This is a genomic window from Dehalococcoidia bacterium, assembly GCA_035310145.1.
Taxonomy (GTDB): domain Bacteria; phylum Chloroflexota; class Dehalococcoidia; order CAUJGQ01; family CAUJGQ01; genus CALFMN01.
Window position 1 is genome coordinate 42,353 of sequence record DATGEL010000137.1, and the last position, 17,959, is coordinate 60,311.

Here is a 17,959-nt window from a genome sequence, read left to right on the forward strand (position 1 = left end):
GCACCAGCAGGCCCGATAACCAGTACAGCGGCGCCCGGACGCGGCAACACCGCGCCGCCGCAGGCAATCCGGGCGAGGAGCGCCGGCGATGTTTATCCTCAAGGGCTGCCCGAAGTGCAAGGGCGACCTGGCGGCGGAAAGCAGCCGCCGCCGCATGGAAGCGGACGACGACGTCACCTGCATCCAGTGCGGCTACCACCTGCGCCCCGACGAACAGCAGAGCCTGTTCAGCCGCCTGGTGCCCGTGCAGCGCCGCCCGCAGCCGCTGTCGGCGCTGGCGGCCATACCTGTGACGCTGCCGGTGCGACGCTCGGCCTAACGCCCTGTCCAGACGGGGTCGCGCTTCTCGGCGAAGGCACGGGGCCCTTCCTTCGCATCCTCGGCCGTTCGTGCCAGGCGGCGGATCGCTTCGCCCATGCGCACGGCGTCGGGCAGCGGCAGGGTGGAGCAGCGCACGCAGACTTCTTTGGTAGCGGCCACGGCCGTCGGACCGCGCTGAAGCAGCCGGTCGGCCCAGCGCTCGGCTTCGGCCAGCAGATCGTCGTGCGGAATCACCCGGTGCACCAGCCCCACGCGATGGGCTTCGTTGGCGTTGATCGAGTCGCCCATCAGCAGCAGTTCCAGTGAGGGCCCCATGCCCACCAGCCGTGGCAGGCGGATCGCGGCCATGATCGTGGGCACGCCGATCTTGACCTCCGGGAAGCCGAACATGGCGCGGTCCGAGGCCAGGCGGAAGTCGCAGGTGATCGCCAGGGTGCAGCCGATGCCGAGGCAGTGGCCGTTGATCGCGGCGATCGTCGGCTTCCAGACCTCGAGGCCGGACTCGAAGCTGTCCAGCCCGTACATCGAGGACCAAAAGCCGCTGTAGTTGACCGGCTGGCCGGCGCCGGCACGGTTGCCCGCCGCCAGTTCCTTCACGTCGGCGCCGGACGAGAAGGCGCGGCCGTTGCCCGTCACGATTGCAACCCAGACGTCGGGATCCTGGCGGAAGTCGAGCCAGGCTTCGCGCAGCTCACGCCCCATCTCGCCGTTGAAGGCGTTGAGCGACTCCGGGCGGTTGAGCGTGATGTATGCCTTGCGCCCCTTCTTCTCGTAGATCACCGCCATCGTGGACTCCTTCGCTTCGCGGCCGCGTGCGCCCATAAGGCGTCGTGGCCTGTGGCGCCTGCCTATGCCGGGAGGGCCGGCGGCAGGTCGTCGGCGAACCAGCCCGCCTGGCCGGGCGCCTCCTCGACGCCGACCGTGATGCGGCGGATATTGTCGCCAGCAGCAGCGTGCAGCGCCTCCACCACCTGCCACCAGAACCACTCGGCGATCAGCTCGGCGGTCGTGTTGGCGATCGGCAGCTCGAGCACATCCTCGGCGGGGAACACGTAGCCCTTCTCGCCGAAGCGCAGCGCAATCGTGCGCTCCTGGCGCGCGATCTCGATCTCGCGGCTCGCGCCCTGCAAGAGGAAATGGTGATCCAGCCGCTCGCAGATCTTGCGGCCACTGTGCTTCAGCAGACCGAAGTCGGCCACCCAGCCGATCGCGCTCAACTCGCCCTCGGCCTCGATCGTGACAGCGTAATTGTGGCCGTGCAGCGGCTCGATGCTGCCGCCGAAGGTTGCCATGTGCGCGGCGGCGAACTTGAGGCGTTGCGCCTGCACCCTGGCCGCGCGGTAGGGCCGCTGATCGGGCGTCATCGCAGACCGCCCGCGCGCCGCCACCGCGCCGTGCCACGGCGGTGTCTGGCATTTTTTTTCGACACCATTGCACTACCGGCATCGATCGCGTTACGGTTTGGTATCGGGGTCAAGTCACGGACATTGAGACTGTGGTTCAACCGCGTAGGGACAAGTTCTAACATAAATTTTTAGCATCAGCTCCTTGGAGGTGCTAGGCTTACGCAGATATCAGCCTACATAAGATTACCGGCGTGTGGTAGTGCAGCCCCGGCCCGGCGCACGGCCGTTGAGATTGGTGCGGCCGATTGGCCAGTTCGGCCCAGGTCGCCGCGGACATGAAGGCAGGAACAGCTATGCAGAATCCCCCACATCCCGCCGTCGATGCCTACCGACGGCTGTATGTTGCGCACACCGCGGTTGCACGAGCGATTGAGCGCGACCTGATCCGGGTCGGCGTGAGCCTGCCGCAGGCGATCGCGCTGCAGGTGATTGGCACCGCGACCGGACCCGTAACGGCCACGCAACTCGCCGGCTACATGGGCCAGGAGCGCCAGAGCATGACCGGGCTGATCGACCGCATGGAGGTAAAGTCCTGGCTGATGCGTGTGCGCGACCTGCCGGATCGCCGCGCAATCCGCCTTGAGCTGACCGACAGCGGCCGCAAGAAGCTCGACGAAATTCTGCCGATCACCTATCACGCGGTGATCCAGATCTTTAACCGCTTCGGCGAGGGTGAATTGCTGAATATGGCGCGTACCTTTGAAGCGGTCTACGACGCCGCGGCCGCGCAGCCGGGTATGGATCTGCCGTCGGTCTTCGATCGCGAGCCGCACGCCGCGGCGGGCGCGGCCATCGCCTGAGTCTGCCCGGGCGCCTCACACCGCCGCGCCCGCCAAACCAGCGATCCTGCCTTCGCTCCCCGCGCCCGGCGTCTTCAACGCGCCGCAACCCCCTCGCTCGTTTCGGGAAGGGGCAGCATTCGTCTGCGCCGGCTCCGGGGAAGAGGCGCCTCGCCTGCTTCGCCAGGTCGCACGATTGGCGTCTGCGTCGCGGGGGCGATACCATGCCCTTCGGCATTGGCACAGCAGGACGCGCGCGGCATGGGTGCCGGCCGGCGGGCGCTGTGCCCGCGCCGCGTTCGGGGGAGTGTGCCCGTGGGGGAGTGGTCGATCGAACGCAGCGCGGAGCTGTACCGTCTGCGCGGCTGGGGCGAGCCGTACTTCGACATCAACGCCGAAGGGCATCTCATTGTCTCGCCCACGGGCGCCGCGCCGCCCGTGATTGACCTCTTCCGCCTGGTGCGGGAGCTGCAGAGCCGCAACCTGAGCCTGCCCTATCTCATCCGCTTCTCCGACATCCTCGGCGACCGCATCCGCCGCCTGAACGAGTCCTTCGGCCGGGCAATCCGCGAGTACGAATTCGCCGGCAAGTACCGCGGCGTCTACCCGGTGAAGGTCAATCAGCAGCGCCACCTGGTCGAGGAGGTGATCGTGCACGGCCGGCCGTATCACCTGGGCCTGGAAGCCGGCTCGAAGCCGGAGCTGCTGATCGCCGTCGCTCTGCTGGACACGCCGGACACCTTGATCGTCTGCAACGGCTTCAAAGACCAGGAGTACATCGAAACGGCGCTGCTGGCGCGCAAGCTGGGCAAAAATCCCGTGGTCGTGATCGAGCGGCTGGCCGAGTTGGACCTTGTGCTGCGAGCGCACGAGAAGCTGGGCATCGAGCCGGTGGTCGGTGTGCGAGCCAAGCTGACGGCGCGCGGCAGCGGCCGCTGGGGCATCTCCACCGGCGACGGCTCGAAGTTCGGGCTGACCTCGTCCGAGATCGTGCGCGTCGTGGAACAGCTGCGCGCGGCCGGCCTGCTCCACACGCTGAAGCTGCTGCACTTTCACATGGGCTCGCAGATCACGCAGATCGGCGTGATCAAGTCGGCCCTGCGCGAAGCGACGCAGTTCTATTGCGAGCTGGCGGCGATGGGCGCGCCGATGGGCTATCTCGACGTGGGCGGCGGCCTGGCGATCGACTATGACGGCTCCAAGACCGACTTCCCCGCCTCCAAGAACTACAACGTGCAGGAGTACGCCTACGACGTGATAGCCGCGGCACAGACGGCCTGCGAGCGGCACGGCCTGCCGATGCCGACGATCGTGACGGAGAGCGGCCGCGCGATGGTCTCGCACCAGTCGGTACTGGTCTTTGACGTGCTGGGCGTCAACCGCGTCTTTGCCGGCGAGCCGGAACCGCCGCGCCGCGAAGACCACCAGCAGGTGCACGACCTCTACGAGACGTATCGCTCGGTGGAGGCGGACAACCTGCAGGAGGCGTATCACGACGCGGTCGAGGCGCGCGACCAGACGCAGACGTTGTTCTCGCTCGGCTACGTCGGTTTGGAGGGCCGGGCGCGGGCAGAGCGGCTGTTCTGGGCCTGCTGCGAGCGCATCTTGCACTTCCTGCGCGGCGCCGAGCACGTGCCGGAGGAGCTGGAAGACCTCGAGGAGATCCTCGCGGACACCTACTACTGCAACTTCTCCGTCTTCCAGTCGATCCCCGATAGCTGGGCGATCGACCAGCTCTTCCCGATCATGCCGATCCACCGCCTGGACGAGGAGCCCGACCGCCGCGCCACGCTCGCGGACCTCACCTGCGACAGCGACGGCCGCATCGACCAGTTCATCGATTTGCAGGACGTGAAGCGCGTGCTCGAGCTGCATGCGCCGGACGGCCGGCCCTACTACCTCGGCGTCTTTCTGGCCGGCGCCTACCAGGAGATCCTGGGCGACCTGCACAACCTCTTCGGCGATACGAACGTGGTGCACGTCCACGCGACCGAGGGAGGCTACCGGCTGGAGCAGGTGATCAAGGGCGACACGATGGCCGAGGTGCTGAACTACGTGCAGTACGACGGCGAGGCGTTGCTGGAGGGCGTGCGCCGCCAGGCCGAGCAGGCGTTACAGCGCGGCCAGCTCACGCTGGAGCAGTCGCGCCTGCTCTTGCAGACGTTTGAGAGCAGCCTGCGCGCCTCGACCTATCTCACCGGCGTGGTGAGCTGAGTCCGCGGCCGGCCATCAGCTCGTGAAGCCCTCCCAGCGGGCCAGCGGGCCGCAGGCGCTGCCGTTACAGGCCTGCACCGTGTAGTAGTAAAAGTGCCCGGCTTGCAGACCGCCGACCGACGTCACGGTGTCCTGCAACGCGGTCGTGGTCTGCTGGAACTTCATCACACCGGCCGCCGGATCCCAGACGTAGACCGTGTACTGCGTGGTGCCGGAGAGCGAACCGGCCGGCGCCGACCAGCGGATGGTCGGCGTCACCCCGTTGCCGGTCGAGCCTTCCAGCGGATTGAGCAGCGTCGGCGTTCCCGGCGCCCCGATCGTGGTGAAGCCCTCCCAGCGGGCGATCGGACCGCAGAGCGGACCGTTGCAGGCCTGCGCCGTGTAGTAGTAGAAGTGGCCCGGTTGCAGAGCCGAGCCCTGTGGCACCGCGATCGCCAGCGCCGTGGTTGCGGCCTGGAAGGCCATCACGCCGCCGGACGGATCCCAGATGAACGCCGTGTACTGCGTTGTACCAGCGGCGGAGCCGGCCGGGGCGTTCCATTGCAGCGTCGGCGTGAGGCTGTTGCCGCTCGATCCTTCGGCAGGGCTGCTCAACCGCGGCGCGCCCGGCGTGCCGATCGTGGTGAACCCCTCCCAGCGAGCGGCCGGCCCGCAGGCGCCGCCGTTACAGGCCTGCACCGTGAAGTAGTAAAACGTTCCGTACTGCAGGCCCGCGTTCGGCGCGAGCTGCTGGCTGAGCGCGTAGGTCGAGAGCTGAAGCGCCATCCTGCCCGCGCCCGGATCCCAGACGGAGAGGGTGTAGAGCGTGGTGCCGTCGAGGCTGTTGGCGGGCGCCGTCCACTGGAAGGTGGGATTCACGCTGACGCCGCTTGAGCCCTCTACGGGCGCCGTCAAGCCCGGCATGCCCGGCGTGCCGATCGTGGTAAAGCCTTCCCAGCGCGCCAATGCACCGCAGCTCGAGCCGTTGCAGGCCTGCACCGTGTAGTAGTAGAAGGTGCCGTTGGCAAGCGACGGACTGACCACGACGCTCGTGCTCGTCGTTGCCTGCTGGAACCGCATGACCCGCGCACCGGGATCCCAGACGTAGGCCGTGTAGATCGTCGTCCCGGGGACGGCGGCCGTCGGCGCGCTCCACGTGATCTCCGGGTTCAACGTGACGTTGGTGGCGCCCTCGCGGGGGCTCTGCAGCCCGGGCGCGCCGGGGGTGCGGGTGGGCGCCACGGCCTGATACACGCCGCCCATGTTGGGCGAGCCCAGGCCGAGGTGGGCAAAATCGCTGCCCATACTGCTGGCGCTGTGGTACGCGGAGCCGCCGGCGTTGTAGAGCACCTGCGGCCCGCCGAGGCCGCCGCCCAACTGCTGATTGAGCCGCGCCGCGCCCGCGGCCCAGATCGGCGTCGCGAGGCTCGTTCCCCGCACCTGCCACTGGCAGCCGGCCTGGCAGACGAGGATGCCAGGGCTGGCGGCGGCCGCCACATCGGGGATCGAGCGCATCGTGGCGGTGGTCAAGCCGCTCTGGAAGCTCGGCAGCGGGAAGAACTGGCTGACGCCGAAGCCGCTGCCAAGAGGCGGACTCCCACCCGCATTCCAGAACTGTTCGCTGCCGTAGCTGGCTCCCGGTCCCAGGCTGAAGCTGGTGCCGCCGATCGCGATGCCGTGCGGTATGTCGCTGGGGACGCTGATCGTATTTGGGTAGGCGGTCGTTCCGGTTGAACCGCCGAAGCACGTGCTCAGATTGTCGGCGCTGGCGGAAAAGATGGCGACGCCGCCGGCCGCTGCCGAGGCGAAGATCGAATCGATCCCCTGGACGTTGGCCAGCGTGTCGTCCGCCTCGCAGTTCGTCCAACTGTTGCTGATCACCGTGTCGCCGTCGTTGAGCATCGTGTTGAACATTTGTGACCAACTCGTCGCGTTGTTCGGCGCCTGGTAGTCGATCACCGCGGCGCCCGGCGCCATGCCCAGGATGACATCGATGTCCAGCACGTCCTCGATCTGGCCGGAGGTGTCGCTCGTGCCGCCGTTGACCGTCTTGTCGCCGACGTTATTGAGCAGTGAGGACGGCAGGCCGACAAGATTCAGCCAGGCGCTCACGTCGCTGCGGTTGTAGGTTGAGAACTCGACCAGGCCGACGCGCTGGCCCGCGCCGTTGGCGCTGCCGATGCCCGGGAAGTTGTAGAACTGCGCGATGTCCATCGGCGTCGGCAGCCCGCCGGCCAGGGCCGGTGCGAGCGCCTGCGCCGGGGCGGCGCGATGCGGCCGCGCCAGGTTGTTGAGGCCGGCTACCGTGCGCACGATCGTCGAGAGGTTGGCGGGTACGGCGGGATCGCTGGTGTTGGCGAAAAAGCTGCGCGAGCTAAGCTGAAAATCGTTGATCTGCACCGCGAAGGCTTGCTCGGCCTGGGCGCGCGTGCCCTGGAACGTCAACGTCAGGCGGTTGGCCGAGTCCTGGACAAGCGCGAAGCCCTGCGCCTCCATGTACGACCGCACGGCCGCGGACGCCTGCGCGGTCGGTCCGAAGCGGTCGGCGAGCTGGCTCTGGCTCAGGAACCGGCGGTAGGACGGCGATCGCGGATCCTGGACGGCCTCAAGGAAGCTCTCGAAGCCCGATTCGTCCGTGCGGTTGAGCACGACGGTGACCGTGATCGGCTGATCCGCAACCTGAGGCAGCCGCGCCAGCGCCTGGGCGCGCCCCAGCGCCTGCAACGTGTGTCCCGGCAGCCGCACGAGCGGGCCGACCTGGGCAGGCCCCGGCGCCGGGGAGGGCGTTGGGGCGGGCGTGGCCGTCGCGCTGGGGCTGGGAGACGGCGTCGCGGCCGTGGCGCTGCCGCGGCCACCGCCGGCGCCTGCCAGACCGATCACGGTCGCGAGGAGCAGGAAAGCCGCACCGAGGCTGCGCAGGGATCGGAGCATTGCAGGGGGCGTCCTTCGGAGCTTGCGGTGGGCCTGAAGGTCGCGTGTGCATCGGCCCGCCGCCGGTCTGAGCCTACGCGGCGCTGCCCGTCGGGGGATTCGGCCCCGACCGCCAGCGCCCATCCAGTCTACCGTATCGCCATGATTTTGTCAGATCGAGATCGTGAGACACCGTGATGCAGCGAATCAGACGAAGGGGATGTATTGGCCCGTGCTCTCAGGACGCAGCGGCGCGTTGTTCGGCCGGTGAGCGCACGGCACGGGGCAGCCTCTAGCGCCGCGAGGGAGACCGGCGCCAGGGGACGCGGCGACGCCGCGGCGCGGACGGGATCGCGGCTGTTCGGAGAGGCTACGGCCGCAGTTGGGCTACGCGCTGCTTCAGCACCTCGGGCACCTCTTTGCCGGCGTCGGTGAACGCCTTCGCCAGCGCCTGCTGGCTTGGGGCGAAGATCGTGCGGCGGTGCGAGGAGACGTACTCGCGCGAGCCGATCGTCGTGCGGACGGAATCCTGGAAGTGCGGCATCACGTAGCGGGCGAGCAGCTCGAAGCTGCGCATCGTCGCCTCGCGGTTCGCCCATTCCGTGGCGCGAATCAGCAGGCCGCCGAAGCCGCCGCTGTCGGTTTGCAGCTTCTCCAGCGCCTCGATCGCATCCTCCGGCGTGCCGACGATGTTGACGCCCAGCCGCACCAGCTCTTCCAGGTTGTTCGGACCCTCCGGCTGTCCCAGAGTTTGCTGGAAGTAGCTGACGGTTTCGCGCCGCTCACCAACTTCGACATCGCGATAGGCCTGTTCGCGCGTTTCCGCCAGGTGCACGCTCTTCACCAGGCGCCACTCGGCGCGGTCCATCGTCTTACCGTGCTGCGCCGCCGCCTCCTCGGCCAACGACCAGTGCTTGCGGATGCCGTCCACCTCGCCGGTGACGCTCGCGCCGATCGAAAGCACGCCCAGGCCGTGCTTGCCTGCGGCCAGCATGCCCGCGGGCGAGAGCACGCTGGCGACGGCGATGGGGAAGCAGGGCCGCGTGTAGGGCAGCAGTTGCAGGCTGGCGTCGCGCAGCTCGAACCAGTCGGTCTTCATGTCCACGGTTTCGCCGTGGAGCAGGGCGACGATCGCGTCGAGCGACTCTTCCATGCGCGGCCGCTGGGTCGCGGGGTCAATGCCCATCATCCAGGCGTCCGACGTGAGGGCGCCCGGGCCGACGCCGAGCATCGAGCGGCCGCGCGTCATGTGGTCGAGCTGCACCATGCGGTCGGCCACCATCAGCGGATGGTGGTACGGCAGGCTGGTGACGCCGGTGCCGAGCATAATGTGCTTCGTGCGCTCGGCCGCGGCGGCGATCATCAGCTCCGGCGAGGCGATGATCTCCCAGCCGGCGCTGTGATGCTCGCCGATCCAGGCCTCATCGAAGTCCAGGTAGTCGAGCCACTCGATCAGCTCGAGGTCGCGTTGCATCGCCAGTGTCGGATTGTCTCCCACGCGGTGGAACGGGGCCATGAATATGCCGAACTTCATCCGCTGACCTGCCATCGTCCCAGCTCTCCCCCATGCGCCGCGCCCGCCCAAGGCTCCGCAGACGCGGCGCGGGCGATCGCTGCTCGCACGATTCGTAGCATGTGCCGGCGGCCGCGGGCAAGCCGGTACACACCTGCGCCGGCGTTCGCGGCGGAACGGGAGACGGTCTAGCCGCGGTAGCCGCGTGCCCTGGCCGGGTCCGCGGGCGTGGCGAAGAGGTCGCTGAGCCGTTCGAAGAGCAGGCCGAGAAGCACGATCGCCAGCGCCAGCAACACGTAGATGAGATAGCTGAGGAGGAGGAACCAGCAGACGTCGCGGGCGAGGTCGGAGGTGCCGGCGACCAACGGGTCGAGCGAGGTGCCGTACGCCAGTTGCACGATCAGCCAGGCGATGCCGCTGAGCACGAGCAGGGGCAGCGCGGCGATCAGCAGGGCTGCCCCATACATCACCAACTGGTTGTAGCCGCGGCTGAGCGGCAGCAGCAGAATGCCGAGCACCGCGACCGCGATCAGCGCCGCCTTGGCGATGGAGAGCGCGTGCGCGTGAAAGCCGGGATCGAGCACGTTGAGCGCGGTGTTGAAGGCCCAGGGCGCGGAGAGCTGGGAGAAGCTGCCGAGCTTCACGGGCCGGCCGTTGGCGGTGAAGGCGCCGGTGCCACGCTCGTAGACCGCGTCCGCGGCGCGGGTCAGCAGCGTCTGGCGGACCTCGCTGGGCGAGCGGTTGAGCACGTCTTTCGGGTAGAGTACGGCCTTGATCGGGAAGCCGGTGAGCGTGAAGCCGTTGGCGCCGGCCGGCGAGGCGGCGGCGCTCTGCAGCTCGTCATAGTGGGCGCTGAGCGTGCTGTCGAAGTCGGTGATCTCGGGAATGGCGCGCCCCAGGATGCGCCGCGCCGAGTCGCGGGCGGTGACGCGCGAGAGCGTGTACGCCGCCAGCATCGCGACGAGGGAAAGCACCAGCAGCAGCGCGAACAGGCGCAGCCAGAAGGCGACGTTCGACTCCGCATCTTCGCGGTAGGCTGCTGCACGCCCGTAGCGACGCGCGATCTCCCGCCGATCGAGGCCGTCGAACTCCGGCTGGTAGACGCGCGGCGAGTCGATCGGTCCGCTCCTCTGGCTCATGCGACTCATCGAAGAACGCCGGGAGCGCCGGGGCGCGCGAGATCGCGCGCGGCGCCGGCGGCGCGCACCACGCGCGTGCCAGCAAGCAGATCGTGCAGCGCTCGCCGTTCCGGCGTCAGGAGCCAGACGAGCGGATCGGCCACGGCGAGCGCCAGCGGCAGCAGCAAGGCAAGGGCGAGCACCGTGGGCAACGTCTGCTGTGCGGCCGCGGCGAACGCGCCAAGCAGCAGGAGGACGGTGATCAGGCCGATGCCGGTGGCCGCGCCAACGACGATCAGTCGCAGCAGGGCGCGCAGCGGTGACGGCGGCGTATCGCCCCTGCCGACCAGGCGCAGCGTCATTGCCGCCAGCCCCGGCGACTGGCCGCGCCGGCTCCAGCAGAGCAGCATAATGGCGCCCCAGAGGGGCAGCCAGGCGGCGAACAGGGCCAGCGCCACGTAGATCGCGCCGTCGGAAGGCTGCCGCGTGCCGCCGTCGCTCGTCGCCAGCAGCCACAGCCAGGCGGCCAGCAGGCAGCCCAGCGCCACGCCGGCTGCCATCAGCAGATCGATCAGGTAGGCGGCAAGGCGCGCCGCGGCCGGCGCCGGCACGCCCGAACCTGCCTCTGCCTGGCGCTGCACCGCTCCTCCATTGCCCGGATCGCCGGGGCCGCGGCAAGTATAGCATCCGGCCCGCGCGTGGCCGAGGCGCTCACAGCTCGCTTTCGCGCGCATCCAGTGACGTGACTTCGAAGCGCTCGTCGGTCTGGTGGATGATCTTGATCGTCGGCGTGGCGCGCTCGTGCACGGCGGCCTCGCCGCTGAGGCCCAGCCGGCTGGTGAGCACCTGCGCCGCGGAGAACGAACGGCGATTCGCCTCCGCCAGGCCAAGCGGCCGCGCGATCCGCTCTTCCAGCGCCACCTGAGCGATCGCCTTCAGCCCGTAGCGATCGAGCATGTCGATCAGCAGGCCCAACGGCGCGGCGTCGCCGCTGAAGACGGGTAGCTGCCGGGCGGCGCTGCGGCGCACCGCCTGCTCGACGCCGAGCGGATCGATCACGCCCGAAAGCTCGGCGAAGAACAGGTTCAGCAGCGGCCGCACGGCCAGTTCGCCGACGAGCGCCTCCAGATCGGTTTCGGCGCCGTCGGCCGGGGTGCCAAAGAAGCCCTTGACGTAATTGAGGCGCTCGTTGGCGAGCAGCGGCCCGGCCGGCCCGTAGACGAGCTTGGCGTGCGGGTTGCGGATGTCGGCGTCGATCCAGACGATAATGTCCGACTTCATGCATTCGAGGCTGGCGTGGATCAGCCGGCCGCGCTGTCCGGGCGCGGCGCCACGCACGCCGACAGCCTGCAACCCGGTGGCCTGCGCCGCCTCCAGCAACTCCGGCGACTCGCCCGCAAAGAAGGCGGCCTCGTCGACGAGCTTCACGGTGGAAAGCTCGTCGTGCAGCACGCGCGCGTGCGCGGGCAGCGTGTCGGAGCTTTCTCCCGCCAGGAGCGCCACGCCGAGCGTGAGGCCGCGCGCCTGCTTCTGCGCCACCAGCTCGGCCAGGTTGGCGTACTCGCGGCAGTGGCTGGTGTTCTCCACGAACCAGGCGTTGACCACCTCTTCCACGGGAAAGCGGCGAGGGCGGAACAGCGCCGGATGCACCGGCCGGCGCGACTTCACCACCAGCACCGTGGCGTCGCTGCGGGCCAGGGCGGCCAGCGGCAGCGCGCCGAGATCGGACTCGCGCCTCGAGCTGCCGACGCGCGCCCCCAGCACCAGCAGATCGTGCCGCGCGGCCTCGGACAGCACCGCCTCCTCGGCGGAAGCGGCAGCGACGCTGAATGTGCGCAGCCGCGGGGCATCGGCCGAGCGTGCCACGAGCGATTGGAACAGGCGCTGTTCCTGCTGGCGCAGCGCCGGCTCGCCGCCCGGCACGTCGACGTGCATCACGGTGACGGCAGCGCCATGCGTTCGCGCGACCCGCAGGGCCACGTCGAGCGCCGCCTCGGCATGCGGCCCGCCACGCGCCGAGACGAGCACGTGGCGAGGCTCGCCGGCAGTGCCAGGCCGCGCAAAGATCGTGTCGCAGAGTGGCGCTGCGACCAGACCGCGATACGGTTCTTCCGCCAGTACGGCACGGATTTCGTCGGCGTGCGGTGGGAGGGCTATGATCAGCACGTCGTTGTCGCCGCCGGCTGCCTCGTGAATGCCCGCCAGCAACGAGTCGGCCGCGCGCACGACGGTTTCATTGGCAACGGCGCCGAGCTGTTCGCGGGCCAGCGCCCGCAGTTGGCGGCGGGCAGAACGTGCCGCGGTGGTGGGACCCGCCAGGTCGTGGCCGCGCGGCACGGGTACCACCGCCAGCAGCACGACGGAGCCGGCCGTGCCGGCCAGGTCGCACGCCAGCGGCAACACGCCTGCCGAGTCGGCGTCGGGCAGGACGGGCACCACCACTCGCGGCGCCGAAGGACGTACCAGCGCTGACATGCAGGGCTCCGACCACCGGCGACTTCGGGGATGGTACCACAGCGGCGCCCACCTGCCCTCGCCCGAAGGGAGCGGGCCGGGCTCGCCCCCTCGATCGCGCCGCCAGACCGTGCTGGCGCTGGCGCTGCTGCTGCTCGCCCTCTGGGTTGCGCCTTTGCTGACGCTGGGCGCCGTGGCCGGACTCGCCGGCGCGGACGACGAGTTCAACCTCGTGCACTGGGAGGTGACGCGGCTCGCGGGCTTCGCGTTGAACCGGCTCTCGGCGAGCGTGGCAGGACGCTCGGCCACGAATGCCGAGGTGCTGCGCTACTTTGATCTGCTGCGCCAGGCGCGCCTCGCGCGGCGAGCCGCGCTTGCCGGCGATGCCTCGGCAACGGGCCGAGCCGCCGACAGGCAGGCGCAGGCCGAGCGCCTGCGGCCGCGAGTCGAGACCCGCTTCGAGGACGCGGTGGCGGGCGCGGCGCGCGACGCCGGCCTGGTGGAGCGCCTGCCGATCTTCGGCGGCATCTCCTTTGTCTGGCCGCCGCCCGCCGCCGGCCTGACCACGCCGCCGCACATTCTCGTGATCTCACCGCGCGATCACATCGCGCTGGAGAGCACGCAGTTGCTGCGCAGCACCCTGAGCGACGCCCGGGCCGCGCAGATTGAGCGCATGGCCGAGCAGGACGGCAACGACAGCGCCCTGGTGGACCAGATCGGCGGCCTCAGCGCCTGGCCAAGCATCGTCGATCAGAACGACTCGCCGCTCGGCGTGCTGCAGACGATGGCGCACGAGTGGATGCACGCCTATCTCGTCTTCCACCCGCTGGGCGCCCGCTACGGACGAAGCGGCGACCTGACGCTGATCAACGAGACCGTGGCCAACCTCGTCGGCCGCGAGCTGGGCAGTGCGGCCTACGCCGGCCTTGGTCTGCCGCCGCCGGCGCCGGACGCCTCGACCACCTCCCCGAAGGCGGTCGATTTCACCCAGACGATGCACGACCTGCGGCTGCAAGTCGATGCTCTGCTGGCGCAGGGGAAGATCGACGAGGCCGAACAGCGGATGAACGAGACGCAGCAACTGCTCGCCGCGAACGGCTACGCGATTCGCCGCATCAACCAGGCCTACTTCGCCTTCTACGGTTCCTACGGCGACAGCCCGCAGGCGTCGAGCCCGCTTGGCGGCGAGATTGAGACCTTGCGCAAGGCGAACCCCAGCCTCGCCGCGTTCGTGCACCGGGTACAAAACGTGGCCAGCCGCGCCGATCTGGAGCGGCTGCTGCGAGCGGCCCGCTGACCGCCGTTCAACCACGTTTTCCTGCTTCCTCCTTCATACTCCCTACCTGGAAGCCCCGTTCCCCCCGCCAATTCTGGAGAAAGGGAGCGGGGCCGTTGAGCTGAAGCGCACGTGAGGGCGTCCGCGCCGCCTACCCGCCCGGCCCGCAGACCTGGTTGCGCACCGCCGTGGGCACGACCAGGCCCGGCGGGCAGCGCAACTGCTGCGGCGGGGCAGGAGCCGGCGCGGGCTGTGATGGCGGCGGTGCCGGCGGCTGCGCCGGTTGGGGCGGCTGCGCAGGCGGCGGCGGTTGCTGCGGTTGCTCGACGGGTGACGGATTCCCCGAGGGCGGCTGCGGCTGTGCTTCCTCCGGCGTCGCGGCTTCCGGATTGATCACGGGCGTATGCGCCACTTCCGGCTCGGCCGTGCGCGGTGGCGGAGGCGCGGTGGGGACTTCGTTCGGGCCGACGGTTGCCACGCCGCTGGCGCCGGGAGCGGGCGTGGCGGCCAGCCGGCAGTCTTTGGCGCCATTGCTGAGCGGCGGTCCGGCCACCGGCTGGCCCACGACATAGATGTCCGGTTGCAGGCCGCAGCCGACGAGGCGTGAGCCGGGCGGCACGGGCATACCGCGGGCGATGCCGGCGGGCACCACGAAATTCTTGGGCGGCACATTGTACTTGTCCACCGCGTACTGCATCACGTCCTTCCAGACGTTCAGCGAGCTGGTGGCGCTGAGCAGGTTGGGGTTCAGGAACGTGCCGTCCGAGTTGCCCACCCAGACGCCAACCGTGAGATCCGGCACGAAGCCGAAGTTCCAGGTCGCGCGCACCTGGCTGAGCTGCTCGCCCTGCTGCGTGCCGGTCTTGGCGGCGATCGGGCGGCGGTCGCGCAGGTTGAAGAGGCCGGGACTGTAGGTCAGATGCTTGGCGGCGTCGTCCGAGATAATGTTCGTGATTTCATACGCGTAGGGCGCCGGCACGACCTGATCGCGATCCGGGCCGTTGAACTGATAGACGAGGTTGCCGTTGCGGTCGGTGATGCGCAGCACGGCCACCGGATCGACCTTGCGGTAGCCCGGCTGCGGATCGTCGAGCTTGAGGCCGCGCATCTCGCCGTTATTCGCGAACGTCGAGTACATGTACGTCATGTCGTAGAGCGTGACCGACGAGCCGCCGGTCGCGATCGAGACGCCGTACTTCGACGGATCGGGCATCGTGTTGATGCCCATCTTGTGCGCCACCTCCAGCACCCATTGCACGGTGGAGAAGTCGGCCGCCTGCACCGCGGGCGAATTCATCGAGCTGGCCAGCGCCACGCGCACCGGCAGCGGGCCGACGAACGAGCGCGTGGGGCCGGAGGGACAGAACGGCTTCTCCGTGCCGTTGGGGAAGCACTTGGGCTGATCGACCACGATCGTGCCCGCGCTCCAGCCCTTGAGAAACGTCGAGAGATAAATGATCGGCTTCAGCGCCGAACCGGGCTGGTATTCGGCCAACGTGTTGTTGTTCTTGCCGCCGATGCTTTCGTCGTAGTAGTTGCGGCTGCCGACCATCGCCAGGATCTGGCCGGTGTTGTTGTCGATCACCATCACGGCGCCGTTGTGGCACTCGCAGTTGAGCTTTTCCATCGCGGCCACGTCTTTGTCGACGATCGCCGTAGCCTGGTCGGTAAGCTGTGAGTCGAGCGTGGTGACAATGCGTAATCCCATGTGATACAGCGCGTCGTCGCCGCTCTTGCAGTCCTTGATCAGCTCCTTGCAATGCTGCTTGATGTAGTCGGTCATGAAGCCGACCCAGTGCGGCTCCTTGATGACCGTGGTTTGCTCCTTGAGATCGAGTGGCTCGGCGAAGGCGGCGTCGGCTTCCTCGCGCGTGGCCTGGCCGTGATCGACCATCAGGTCGAGCACCTGCTTCTGCCGCGCCTTCGCCGTGTCGTAGTGCGCGATCGGGTCGTAGTCGCCGGGCGAGGCAGGGATACCGGCCAGCAGCGACGCCTGAGCCAGGTCGAGATCCGCGGCCTTCTCGTTGAAGTAGATCTTGGCCGCGGCGCCGATGCCGTTGGCGCGGTTCGCGTAGAAGATCGTGTTCAGGTACCACTCAAGGATCTGATCCTTGTTGTAGCGCTTGGTCAGCTCGACGGCGATCGCCGCCTCCCTGACTTTGCGGTCGATGCTGCGCGTGGAGGCCTCCTCCTGCGTCTCAAACAGCAGCTTGACGAGCTGCTGGGTGATGCCGGAGCCGCCGGTGCTGAGCGCGCTTGCGCTCTTGCACAGATGCACGTACTCGCAGGCGGCGCGAACCAGGCCCTTCTCGTTCACGCCGCGATTGGTGTAGAAGTCCGGGTCTTCCGTCGCGATCGTCGCCTTGATCAGGTTGGGCGAGATCGCGTCGAGCGGCACCGGCTCGCGCAGGCCCGTGTCTTTGTCCTCGAACTCGTAGAGCTGGTTGCCGTCGCGGTCATAAAGGATCGCCGGCCCCTGGTCCTTGCTGACCTTGTCCGCCGGATTGGTGAGGTCTTTGACGTAGGAGTTGTACTTGTCGACGGAGTAGACGGCAGTTCCGGCCGCGGCTCCGGTAGCGCCCAGCAGCAGGATGGCGAGCACCGCGAATGGCCAGAGCGGCAGACGGCGCTTGCGCTTCGTCGCCAGCTCGCGGCGGCGCCGGTTGCGCCGGATCGTGTCAGTCGCGCTCACGAACGTTGCCCCCACACCCGGCCGCACCCGCCGTCCGCTCCAGGATCAAGAAATGCGAAAGGCCGAATATGCGCAGCCAGGACCCCTCCGCCGCGTACGTGGCACGCCGCAGCACACGCGCCAGCGCGCGACTCCTCCCTTCGATGTTGTCGAAGCCAGGATAGACGTAGGAATGGACGACGGTTCGCAAGGGCAATCCCCTGGCGATGCGGCGAAAGTCGCGCGTCAGATAGGCGCGCGCGTGCGGCACGAGCCGGTTGCGCAGCGGCGCCGGCAGGTAGTTCACCAGCGGAATATTGCCGAATGTGTAGCGCGGGCCGAGGTAGACGCCGTGCGTCTCGAACGGGTAGAAGCGGTTGGGCGCGTAGAAAATGGCGTGACCGCCGGGGCACAGCACGCGCGCCAGTTCGGCCATCGTTGCGCGGTCGTCACGGACGTGCTCGATCACTTCGTTGAGCAGCACCACGTCGAAGAAGCCTTCGCGAAACGGCAGCGCGTCGCTGGAAGCGAGCAATAGCTTCGGCAGCTCCTCCGCGCCCTTGCGTACGCGGTCGAAGGCGATGTCGATGCCGTAGACCTCGCTTGAGAAGGCGCGGAAGCGGCGCACGTACGTGCCCACACCGCAACCGACGTCGAGAATGCGCCGGCCTTCCAGCGGCACGAAGCGCCGGATCAGCTCCAGCCGCCGGTCCTGGCCGAAGCGCCAGACGAAGCTGGGATTGCCCAGCGCGGCGCGCTCGTCCGCGTGCAGCCGGCCGTCCGGCGCCGAGGCGATCGGTGTCTCTGTCGTCATGCCTGTTAGATCGTAACAGCCGCGTGCGGGGCGCTTCAACGCCGCCGCCGATCTATGATGCTATACTTGGCGCGTTACGGTCGCCCCGGCGGCCGCGACACAGATTAACGCGCGGTTGTGAATGCGTCGCGCTTGACGAGTTCTGACCGTTGCGATGAGGCGTGGGGCCGTGGCCCTCTCCCGTGACGAAGTCAGGCACATCGCCCAGCTGGCGCGCGTCGGCGTGACGGAAGAGGACGTGAGCCGCTTCCAGGCACAGCTCTCGGTGATCCTCGACCACTTCGCTGCCCTGGGCGAGATCGACACCAGCGGCGTGCCGCCCACGGCCCATACCCTGCCGCTGGCCAACATCGAGCGTGACGACACCTCGCGACCCTCGTGCCCCACCGAGTCGGTGCTGGCAAACGCGCCGCGAAAGCAAGACGCCTTCCTGCGCGTGCGCAAGGTGCTGGAGTAACGGGACGAGGAACGAGGAAATAGGAAAGAGAAAATAGGAAATAGGGG

At 68.7% G+C, this 17,959-nt stretch carries 14 protein-coding genes; 5 read left to right on the plus strand and 9 right to left on the minus strand.

Annotation, left to right across the window (positions count from 1 at the left end; translation table 11 throughout):
- The first annotated feature begins 88 nt into the window (after positions 1-88).
- The gene (locus VKV26_24740) at positions 89-319 is read left to right on the plus strand and encodes a hypothetical protein (GenBank protein ID HLZ73124.1); all 231 of its coding nucleotides are present in this window, start codon (positions 89-91) and stop codon (positions 317-319) included.
- On the opposite strand, the gene VKV26_24745 is transcribed toward VKV26_24740, so the two are convergent.
- Positions 316-1,107 carry an enoyl-CoA hydratase-related protein gene (locus VKV26_24745; GenBank protein HLZ73125.1) on the minus strand — a complete coding sequence of 264 codons (792 nt, stop codon included), beginning with the start codon at positions 1,105-1,107 and terminating at the stop codon, positions 316-318. The two genes, VKV26_24740 and VKV26_24745, sit on opposite strands and share 4 nt — an antisense overlap.
- A gap of 62 nt (positions 1,108-1,169) precedes the next feature.
- Entirely contained in the window at positions 1,170-1,685 is a 516-nt protein-coding gene (locus VKV26_24750) for a 6-carboxytetrahydropterin synthase (protein ID HLZ73126.1), read from the minus strand.
- A gap of 437 nt (positions 1,686-2,122) precedes the next feature.
- Between VKV26_24750 and VKV26_24755 the strand changes: the two genes are divergently transcribed.
- Positions 2,123-2,527: a MarR family transcriptional regulator gene (locus VKV26_24755; GenBank protein ID HLZ73127.1), complete on the plus strand. Its 405-nt coding sequence runs from the start codon at positions 2,123-2,125 to the stop codon at positions 2,525-2,527.
- A 240-nt stretch (positions 2,528-2,767) separates the two neighbouring features.
- Positions 2,768-4,720 carry a biosynthetic arginine decarboxylase gene (gene speA, locus VKV26_24760; protein HLZ73128.1) on the plus strand — a complete coding sequence of 651 codons (1,953 nt, stop codon included), beginning with the start codon at positions 2,768-2,770 and terminating at the stop codon, positions 4,718-4,720.
- Between the two features lie 15 nt (positions 4,721-4,735).
- Here the strand turns inward: speA and VKV26_24765 are convergent, their stop codons facing one another.
- The 5 genes from VKV26_24765 to VKV26_24785 form a co-directional block, all read right to left on the minus strand.
- Complete coding sequence (locus VKV26_24765; protein HLZ73129.1) at positions 4,736-7,630, minus strand: protease pro-enzyme activation domain-containing protein; 2,895 nt, start codon at positions 7,628-7,630, stop codon at positions 4,736-4,738.
- A gap of 349 nt (positions 7,631-7,979) precedes the next feature.
- Entirely contained in the window at positions 7,980-9,158 is a 1,179-nt protein-coding gene (locus tag VKV26_24770) for an LLM class flavin-dependent oxidoreductase (GenBank protein ID HLZ73130.1), read from the minus strand.
- 152 nt (positions 9,159-9,310) lie between these two features.
- Entirely contained in the window at positions 9,311-10,261 is a 951-nt protein-coding gene (locus VKV26_24775) for a hypothetical protein (protein ID HLZ73131.1), read from the minus strand.
- Positions 10,262-10,266: 5 nt separating this feature from the next.
- Positions 10,267-10,881 carry an RDD family protein gene (locus VKV26_24780; GenBank protein ID HLZ73132.1) on the minus strand — a complete coding sequence of 205 codons (615 nt, stop codon included), beginning with the start codon at positions 10,879-10,881 and terminating at the stop codon, positions 10,267-10,269.
- Between the two features lie 70 nt (positions 10,882-10,951).
- The gene (locus tag VKV26_24785) at positions 10,952-12,715 is read right to left on the minus strand and encodes a hypothetical protein (protein HLZ73133.1); all 1,764 of its coding nucleotides are present in this window, start codon (positions 12,713-12,715) and stop codon (positions 10,952-10,954) included.
- Between VKV26_24785 and VKV26_24790 the strand changes: the two genes are divergently transcribed.
- Positions 12,714-13,991: a hypothetical protein gene (locus tag VKV26_24790; protein HLZ73134.1), complete on the plus strand. Its 1,278-nt coding sequence runs from the start codon at positions 12,714-12,716 to the stop codon at positions 13,989-13,991. The genes VKV26_24785 and VKV26_24790 overlap by 2 nt on opposite strands.
- 130 nt (positions 13,992-14,121) lie before the next feature.
- Here the strand turns inward: VKV26_24790 and VKV26_24795 are convergent, their stop codons facing one another.
- Positions 14,122-16,662, minus strand: a complete 2,541-nt coding sequence (locus VKV26_24795) for a transglycosylase domain-containing protein (GenBank protein HLZ73135.1) — start codon at positions 16,660-16,662, stop codon at positions 14,122-14,124.
- Positions 16,649-17,455 (minus strand): class I SAM-dependent methyltransferase, encoded by an 807-nt coding sequence (locus VKV26_24800; protein HLZ73136.1) that lies wholly within the window; start codon positions 17,453-17,455, stop codon positions 16,649-16,651. The genes VKV26_24795 and VKV26_24800 overlap by 14 nt, the downstream gene beginning before the upstream one ends.
- 169 nt (positions 17,456-17,624) lie before the next feature.
- On the opposite strand from VKV26_24800, the gene gatC reads away from it, so the two are divergent.
- Positions 17,625-17,912: an Asp-tRNA(Asn)/Glu-tRNA(Gln) amidotransferase subunit GatC gene (gatC, locus tag VKV26_24805; protein ID HLZ73137.1), complete on the plus strand. Its 288-nt coding sequence runs from the start codon at positions 17,625-17,627 to the stop codon at positions 17,910-17,912.
- Positions 17,913-17,959: the final 47 nt, after the last annotated feature.

Excerpts from the sequence above, each read along its gene's own strand:
- VKV26_24740 (HLZ73124.1), top strand. The coding sequence starts at position 89 with ATGTTTATCCTCAAGGGCTGCCCGAAGTGCAAGGGCGACCTGGCGGCG.
- VKV26_24745 (HLZ73125.1), bottom strand. The coding sequence starts at position 1,107 with ATGGCGGTGATCTACGAGAAGAAGGGGCGCAAGGCATACATCACGCTC.
- VKV26_24750 (HLZ73126.1), bottom strand. The coding sequence starts at position 1,685 with ATGACGCCCGATCAGCGGCCCTACCGCGCGGCCAGGGTGCAGGCGCAA.
- speA (HLZ73128.1), top strand. The coding sequence starts at position 2,768 with ATGGGTGCCGGCCGGCGGGCGCTGTGCCCGCGCCGCGTTCGGGGGAGT.
- VKV26_24765 (HLZ73129.1), bottom strand. The coding sequence starts at position 7,630 with ATGCTCCGATCCCTGCGCAGCCTCGGTGCGGCTTTCCTGCTCCTCGCG.
- VKV26_24770 (HLZ73130.1), bottom strand. The coding sequence starts at position 9,158 with ATGGCAGGTCAGCGGATGAAGTTCGGCATATTCATGGCCCCGTTCCAC.
- VKV26_24775 (HLZ73131.1), bottom strand. The coding sequence starts at position 10,261 with ATGAGCCAGAGGAGCGGACCGATCGACTCGCCGCGCGTCTACCAGCCG.
- VKV26_24790 (HLZ73134.1), top strand. The coding sequence starts at position 12,714 with ATGCAGGGCTCCGACCACCGGCGACTTCGGGGATGGTACCACAGCGGC.
- VKV26_24785 (HLZ73133.1), bottom strand. The coding sequence starts at position 12,715 with ATGTCAGCGCTGGTACGTCCTTCGGCGCCGCGAGTGGTGGTGCCCGTC.
- VKV26_24800 (HLZ73136.1), bottom strand. The coding sequence starts at position 17,455 with ATGACGACAGAGACACCGATCGCCTCGGCGCCGGACGGCCGGCTGCAC.